The following is a 7863-nucleotide window of genomic DNA, read 5'->3' as shown; positions in this document are numbered from 1 at the left end:
CCAGCGGCGTGTCCGCCGCCCCCGCCGCCGATCCGCGCACGGGGGTATAGCCGTTGCTGGTCTCATACAGGCCCGACAGGGTCAACCCGACCGGCCCCAGCAGGGTCGAGCCGGAACCCGCGATCCGCGCCCCGCCCCGCTCGATGACCGAGGCGTCCAGCACCCCGCCCCGATCCCGTTCGCTCAGCGCGATCGTCCCGGTCAGGGCGCCCGCGCCATAGGGCCCGGCCCCGGCGCCGCGCACGATGTCCACCCGCTCCAGCATCTCCGGCGCGGCCTGCGACCAGATCACCCAGCCGCCGAACGGATCATTCAACGGCACGCCTTCCAGCGTCACCAGCGTCCGCCCCGCCCCCGACGGCGCGATGGCCCGCAGCGAAATCCCCTGCGTCGTCGGATTGGCCGCCAAACTGCTGGTGCGCCGGAACAGGGACACCGCCGGCACGGACCGCAAGGCCTCATCCAACCGCGTCGAGCGCGCCAGCACCGCCTGATCCAGCCGCACCACCGAAAATGCGGCGGCGGCGGCGGCAGGCGGCAGGCGCGCCGCCGTGACCACGACTTCAGACAACTGGGCGGGCGGAGGAGGCGGGAGTTCTTGCAACATCAAGCGTTACAATAGGTCAGACCCACAGACGGTTCACCGCATCGCGCGTAAAAAGCTTGGGGTGACCCCAGGATCACACCTCGGTCCAGCGCCGCAGCAGGTTGTGATAGACGCCGGTCAGTTCGATCACGGCCTGATCCTTCGGCCCCTTCTCGACCGCCACCCGCTGGGTCGCGATGTCGAGACGGAACAGCATCTCGCGGTCGCCGTCGTCACGCACCAGACTCTGCAGCCACATGAAGGACGACACCCGCGCCCCTCGCGTCACCGGCGTGACCCGGTGCAGGCTCTTGGACGGATAGAGGACCATGTCCCCAGCAGGCAGCTTGATCGACTGTGAACCGTACATCTCCTCGATGATCAGTTCGCCGCCGTCGTAATCGTCGGGCTCGGACAGGAACAGGGTCGCCGACAGGTCGCTGCGGATGCGTAACCCCCCGCCGTCGCGCGACTGGCGGATGGCGTTGTCGACATGCAGCCCGAACTCGCCCCCGCCCTCATAGCGGTTGAACAGAGGGGGGAAGATGGTGTGCGGCAGGGCGGCGGCCACAAACATCGGATTGGCGTTCAGCGCCTGAACGATCAGGGCTGAAACCTCACGCGCAACATCGGAATCCTCGGGCAGTTGCCGGTTGCGCTTGGCCGTCGCCGACTGATGGCCCGAGGTCATGTTGCCGTCCGCCCACGGGCCTGCATCCAGCCGCTCACGCAGCGCCTTCACTTCGGCCTTGGAGAAGACTTCGGGAATCTGGAGCAGCACGTCGGGCCTCGCTCAAAAAGAAGACGGCCCCGCGGGGAACACGGGGCCGTCCAGAATAGGCCGGGGATCAGGCCTTTAGAAGCGCAGGTTCAGCGCCAGGGTCGCCGAACGGCCCGGAGCCGGATCGGCATGGTGAACGCCGTTGGTGCGGATGATGTAACGCTCATCGCCCACATTCTGCACATTCAGCTGCAGAGTGGCGCGATCCGTCAGGTCATAGGAAGCGAAGGCGTCAACGCGAGTATAGGCCGGAGCATAGACGCCGTTGGCGCCGCCGCCTGCTCCACCCTGGTTCCCGCCGTTAGAGCGCGACACATAATAGACGCCGCCGCCCGCCGTGAAGCGCGAGGTGACCTTGTAGGTCGAGAACAGGCTCACGTTATGCTCGGGCGTGTTGGCGAGACTGTCGCCCAGGTTTGGACTGTTATAGGCGCCGCGAACCAGTTCCGACGTCTGATAGGTGTAGCCGCCGAACACCTGCCACTGGGGCGTGATGTTGCCGGACACGCCAAGCTCAATGCCTTTGACTTCGACTTCACCGGCCTGCTCATATTTGCCGACATCAACCAATATCTGGGCGTTCTTACGCGTCAGGTCGAAGGCGGCGACGCTCAGTTGCAGTTGATCACGGAACAGGCTGGCCTTGGCGCCGATCTCGTAGCTGGTGGTGTCTTCTGGATCCAGAACTTCGCTCAACAGGTTGCCGGTTCCATTGCCGCCGCTGTTGTTCTGATCGCCCGCACTGATGGTCGGCGGCGTCGAAGACGTTGCCCACGATGCATAGACGCTGGTGTTCGATGTCGGCTTGTAAACCAGACCGACCTGATAGTTGACGAAGTCCCACGAGTTCTTGGCGACCGGCTTGCCCGTCGAATCGACGCCGTTGACGGCGTATTCGTCCCAGCGGACGCCTAGGTTCAACAGCCACTGGCTGGCCAGTTCGATCGAGTCGAAGGCATAGGCCGACTTGGTCGTGGTCGAATTCTTGGTCACCGCGCCCAGAAGCTTGGTCCCGGTCCACGGGTCGCTGGGGTTGGGATTGTAAAGCAGGGTGCAGTCATAGGGCACGCCCGTCTGCAACTGCGTCGGGCAGCTCGAACCCGAAGTGGTCGTGACGGTCCACGATGCGTTCTTGTTGATCTCGTGCGTGAACTCGGCGCCCACGTCGAAGCTGTGCTTGATGGAGCCCGTATTGAAGGTGCCGAACAGTTCGGTGACATTCGCCGTCGTGTCGACCGGGTTCCAGCGCGACTTCAGCCCGCGCTTCATCCACCAGACGCCGTTGACCAGAACCGCATTGCCGCCATCGCCGGGGTTGGTCACGACATAGTCGTTCAGCGTCTCGGAGTAGCGGGTGGTGTTGCGGATCGCCAAGTTCGGCGAGAAGCGATGCTCCAGCTTCAGGGTCGCGCTCTTGACCGTGTTGTTCAGGTAGTCGCGCGCCGTCAGGCCATAGAAGGTGTCATAGGGCACATCCAGAACGCCCTGGGCGTTCTCACGCGGAGCCGTGGCCCCGCCGCGCTTGGTGTAGAGCGGGATGCCGTAGTCAGGCATCTGGTTGCTGTCGAGATAGTTGAAGCTGAGGGTCGCGGTCGTATCCGTGCCCAGGCCGACGCCCAGAGCGGCGGCGACGCCGAACTTGTCGTAATCGACGGCGTTGCGGCCCGCGACATCGCCCGACGCCGACAGGACGTTGATGCGGAAACCGGCGGTCTCGCCGATACGCCAGTTCTGATCGATGGTGCCGCGCCAATAGGAGTCCGTGCCCCCGCCCAGCGAGACATTAGTGAAGTCCGTCAGCTTGGGCGACTTGGACGACAGGTTGATCGAGCCGCCGCCCGAACCCCGACCCGAATAGACCGAGTCAGGCCCCTTGATGACCTCGACCTGCTCCAGGTTGAAGACTTCACGCTGCTGGCCGCCCGTGTCGCGGATGCCGTCGACGAAGATGTTGTTGCCCGAGGCCTGGCCCCGGATGAACGGACGGTCGGCCAGCGGCTGACCGCCCTCGCCTGCGCCGAAGGTGATGCCGGGCGAGGTGCGCAGCAGGTCCTGCAGCGAGGTCGCGCCGATCTGTTCGATGACCTGCTGCGGAATGACGGTGACGGCGCGCGGCGTATCCACCAGCGGCGCGACATATTTCGTGCCTTGCGGCTCACGGCGCTGCACATGGCCGTTGACGTCGACGGTGCCTAGGTTGGCGGGCTGCTGTTGTTGCTGCTCAGCGACAGGCGCGGCCTCGGCGGCTACGGCCGGGGCGGCGACCAGCATTCCAGCGGCGCTGGAGGCGAAAAGAAGTGCGCGGAGAGACGATGCGCGAGAGTCGGACATATTGCTGCGACCTTTTGGTCTGATTTTGCGATGCGGTCGCAATAGATCGCTTCAATATGTCGCACAAGGAAAATTGCGAACACCTCGCAGTCTTAGTTAGGTCGCAATCGCCATCGAACTCAGGGCAGGCTCCTCATCCAGATCCAGCCAGGTCGGATCGGGCATGGCCTTGTGTGCAGACGCCAGGGCTTCGGACCAGCGACGGCCCAGGTCGCGGAAATAGGGGTCTTCGGCGTCGATGCGGCGCTCCATCCCCGACAGCTTGCCGCGCGGAATGACGATCAGGTCCAGCGGCGCGCCCACGGCCAGATTGGAGCGGATAGTCGAGTCGAACGAGATCAGCCCGATCTTCACCGCCTCGGACAGGGTGGTGGAATTATGCAGGGCGCGGTCCAGAATCGGCTTGCCGTACTTCAGCTCACCAATCTGCAGGAAGGGCGTGTCGGGGCCGCATTCGATGAAATTACCCTGCCCATAGATCAGGTACAGCCCCATCTTGCCGTCGCCGATCTGGCCGCCCAGCAGCATGGAGGCGTTGACGTTCAACGCATCGGCGCTGGGCGAAGGCGGGGTGTTGATCGTGGCCCGCACCGTCGCCAGGGCGTGACCCAGAATCTGAGCGGCGCGGAACAGGGTCGGTGCAGTGTCCAGCGTCTCGGGCGCATTGGCGTCAGGCAGTTTCACGCCTTCCGCCACCATGGCCAGAGCCGTCTGTGTCACCGACAGATTGCCCGCCGTCGCCACCGCCAGAATACGCTCGCCCGGCGTCTTGTAGATGTGAAGTTTTCGGTAGGACGAGATGTTGTCCACGCCCGCGTTGGTCCGGGTGTCGGCGATCATCGCCAAGCCCTCGTCCACCAACATGCCCACGCAATAGGTCACTTCGCTCTAACTTCTCCACGCGACGCGAATCTGAAGACGCTAACAGATTCGTCCGACTTGCCCATTTAATCCCAGCCTCTGGACTGCAGTTGCTGCTGGGTCTGTTGCACAGGCCGCACATGAAGCGCGACCGTCAGACTTTCCTGGCCGCCGCCGTAGCTGGTTCCCCGGATCGGCGTCGCCCCCAGCGCGTCCAGCCCCACGGCGACCCGCACATAGTTCTCGGTCGGGCAGATGCCATTGGCCGGATCGAACCCGACCCAGCCCAGACCTTCGATCCAGGCCTCGGCCCAGGCGTGGGCGGCGTCCTGATCGTGCTGGCCATCGGATCGGTTCAGATGGCCCGAGACATAACGCGCCGGGACGCCCAGCTTGCGCGCCGCCGAAATGAAGATCTGGGCGTGGTCCTGACAGACGCCGCGCCTCTGGGCGAAGGCCTCGGCGGCAGTGTGGGCGGCGGAGGTGGAGCCGACCTCGAACGCCACATCCTTGTGCAGGGCGCCCATCAGGCGGTGCATCCGGTCCAGCGGGTCGCCCGCGCCTATGGCCTGCGCGAAATCGAGGATGGCGGCGTCCGCACGGGTCAGCGGCGTGTCGCGCAGGAAGACAATCGGCGACAATCGTTCGGACCGGCCCTGAACCACGCCGCCGGTGTCCGTCGTCGAAACCTCGCCCGTGACGCGGATGGTCAGGGCGTCTGTCGGGCGCTCGGTGTAGAGGCTGTGGACGATGTTGCCGAAGGCGTCCTCGCTGCGGCGCAGACGGGCGTCCACGTCGGTCTCGATGCGCCAGTCGCGCACCTGCTGGCCCTCGCACGAGCGCGGCGTCAGACGCAGCATCTGGACGATGAACCGCGCCGGGCGGGCGTAGCCATAGCGGGTGGAGTGATCAATCCTTATCCGCATTGTCAGACCAGATACTGTTCGTGGATGGCGCCCGCCAGGGCGTTGTTCTCGTTCAGGAAGTTCTGAATATATTCGTGCAGGCCGGACTGGAATATGTCCTCGATCCTGGCCTCGTTGAACTGGGTCAGGCGGTTGGACGCCAGCCGCTGGGCCGGGCCGCGGCGGTTGTAATCCACCGCCAGCTTTTCCAGATAACTGACGATCATCCCCTGACACGAGGCCAGAGAACGCGGCATCTGACGGTTCAGGACCAGCAGGTCGGCGACCAGCCAGGGCCGCACGCTTTCCCGGTAAACCCAGCGATAGGCCGTCAGGGCCGAGACCTCGCGCAGCAGGGTCGTCCACTGGAAATAGTCCAACTGACCGCCCACCCGTTCGCCGGGCGGGAGCAGCAGGTGGTATTTCACGTCCAGCAGGCGCGCGGTGTTGTCAGCCCGCTCGATCGCCATGCCCAGACGCAGGAACCAGTAGGCGTCATTCCTCAGCATGGTCCGCGACGAGGCGCCCTCGACCGCCAGTGACGTCGATTTGACAAAGTCGAGGTAGCTGGTGAAATCATCCCGCTTGGTCGGCTCGCCCAGTTCGTTCAGACCATTCCAGGCGCCGTTGATCGCCTCCCACAGCTCGATGGTCAGGGCGGTGCGGACCGAGCGCGCATTGGTCCGCGCGCGGGTGATGCAGGCCTTGATCGAGGTCGAGTTGTCGGCGCCGAACGCCAGATATTCGCGCACCGATTTCTCGGACGGCGTGCGGCCAGAGGCGTCGAAGGCGCCCTTCACCCCCGACGAGGCGATGGCCCCGGCCCAGGCGGTGACGGTGGCCTGATCCTTGGCCGGCAGCGCGGCCAGACGGATCGCCGCCTCCAGAATCCGCGCAAGGAAGTCCGCCCGCTCCATGTAGCGGCCGGTCCAGTACAGGCTGTCTGCTGTGCGTGAGAGCATCTAGTTGTCCAGCACCCAGGTGTCCTTGGTTCCGCCGCCCTGGCTGGAGTTCACCACCAGAGAGCCTTCTTTCAGCGCCACCCGCGTCAGGCCGCCGGGCGCCACACGCACCCCTGCCGGGCTGGACAGGACGAAGGGGCGCAGATCGACGTGGCGAGGCGACAGTTCGCCACCCGCCAGCGTCGGGGCGGTCGACAGGCTCAGCGTCGGCTGTGCGATGAAGTCGTCGGGATCAGCGATCAGCTTGGCGCGGAAGGCCTCGATCTCGGCCTTGGTCGAGGCCGGTCCGACCAGCATCCCGTATCCGCCCGATCCGCCAACTTCCTTGACCACCAGTTGATCCAGCTTGCCCAGCACCTCTTTCAGCGCATCCGGCTCGCGGCATCGCCACGTCGGCACGTTCTGAAGGATGGCGTCCTCTCCGGTGAAGAAGCGTATGATCTCGGGCATATAGGTATAGACGGCCTTGTCGTCGGCGACGCCGGTGCCGACCGCATTGGCCAGGGTGACGCGTCCGGCGTGATAGGCCGACATCAGCCCCGGCACTCCGACTGCCGAGTTGGGCATGAAGGTCAGGGGGTCGATGAAGTCATCGTCGATGCGGCGATAGATGACATCGACGCGTTTAGGGCCTTCGGTCGTGCGCATGAACACGGTGTCGTCATTGACGAACAGATCCCCGCCCTCGACCAGTTCGACGCCCAGCTTGTCGGCCAGGAAACTGTGCTCGTAATAGGCCGAGTTGAACGGACCCGGCGTCAGGACGACGATGGTGGGGTCTTCGCCCGCCCCGTCCGGCGCCGACGCCTGCAGCGAACGCAGCAGCATGTCGGTGTAGATTTCGACCGGGCGCACGCTGTGTTCCGCGAAAAGGTCGGGGAACAGCCGCATCATCATCTCGCGGTTCTCCAGCATGTAGGAGACACCCGACGGCGTGCGGACATTGTCCTCCAGCACATAGAAGCCGTCCTCGCCCGTGCGGACCAGATCGACGCCCGCGATATGGCACCAGACATCGCCCGGCGGACGGCGACCCTGCATCTCGGGTCGATAATGCGGGTTGGTCAGGATCAGATCGGCGGGGACGATGCCCGCCTTGATGCATTCCTGCGGACCATAGATGTCCTTCAGAAACGCATTGATGACAGAGACACGTTGCTTGAGCCCCGCCTCCAGCCCCGACCATTCGTCAGCGCCGATGATGCGCGGCACGACATCGAACGGGATCAGCCGCTCGTTGGACTCTTCATCACCATAGACGGCGAAGGTCACACCCATGCGGCGGAAGAACAGTTCTGCCTGACGCGAGCGCGCTTGCAGCAAATCGGGCGGCGCATTCTGTAGCCACGCCGCCAAAGTCTTATAGCTGTCGCGGATCGACCCTGATCCGCCGCCATTCATTTCGTCGAAAGCCTTCGTCATCCGCCCCCGCCGTGT

Annotated in this window: 7 protein-coding genes; all 7 read right to left on the bottom strand. The window is 64.7% G+C overall.

Going from position 1 to position 7863, the window contains the following annotated elements; genetic code table 11:
- Positions 1-607: TonB-dependent receptor plug domain-containing protein (locus QZ281_RS03300; protein ID WP_292224703.1), on the bottom strand; the 607-nt coding region annotated here is incomplete at its 3' end.
- Between the two features lie 73 nt (positions 608-680).
- Complete coding sequence (locus QZ281_RS03295; RefSeq protein WP_292224702.1) at positions 681-1367, bottom strand: Fe2+-dependent dioxygenase; 687 nt, start codon at positions 1365-1367, stop codon at positions 681-683.
- Positions 1368-1442: 75 nt separating this feature from the next.
- Positions 1443-3698 carry a TonB-dependent siderophore receptor gene (locus tag QZ281_RS03290; protein WP_292224700.1) on the bottom strand — a complete coding sequence of 752 codons (2256 nt, stop codon included), beginning with the start codon at positions 3696-3698 and terminating at the stop codon, positions 1443-1445.
- A 96-nt stretch (positions 3699-3794) separates the two neighbouring features.
- Complete coding sequence (locus QZ281_RS03285) at positions 3795-4580, bottom strand: peptidase (RefSeq protein WP_292224697.1); 786 nt, start codon at positions 4578-4580, stop codon at positions 3795-3797.
- A gap of 65 nt (positions 4581-4645) precedes the next feature.
- Positions 4646-5485: a transglutaminase family protein gene (locus tag QZ281_RS03280; protein WP_292224694.1), complete on the bottom strand. Its 840-nt coding sequence runs from the start codon at positions 5483-5485 to the stop codon at positions 4646-4648.
- Between the two features lie 2 nt (positions 5486-5487).
- On the bottom strand, positions 5488-6426 hold the full coding sequence (locus QZ281_RS03275; protein ID WP_292224691.1) for an alpha-E domain-containing protein: 939 nt from the start codon (positions 6424-6426) through the stop codon (positions 5488-5490).
- Entirely contained in the window at positions 6427-7848 is a 1422-nt protein-coding gene (locus QZ281_RS03270; protein WP_292224688.1) for a circularly permuted type 2 ATP-grasp protein, read from the bottom strand.
- Positions 7849-7863: the final 15 nt, after the last annotated feature.

It is taken from the genome of Brevundimonas sp., assembly GCF_018608325.1.
GTDB lineage: Bacteria > Pseudomonadota > Alphaproteobacteria > Caulobacterales > Caulobacteraceae > Brevundimonas.
Note: the sequence above shows the minus strand (reverse complement) of the source record. Positions and strands in the feature narration are given on the sequence as shown.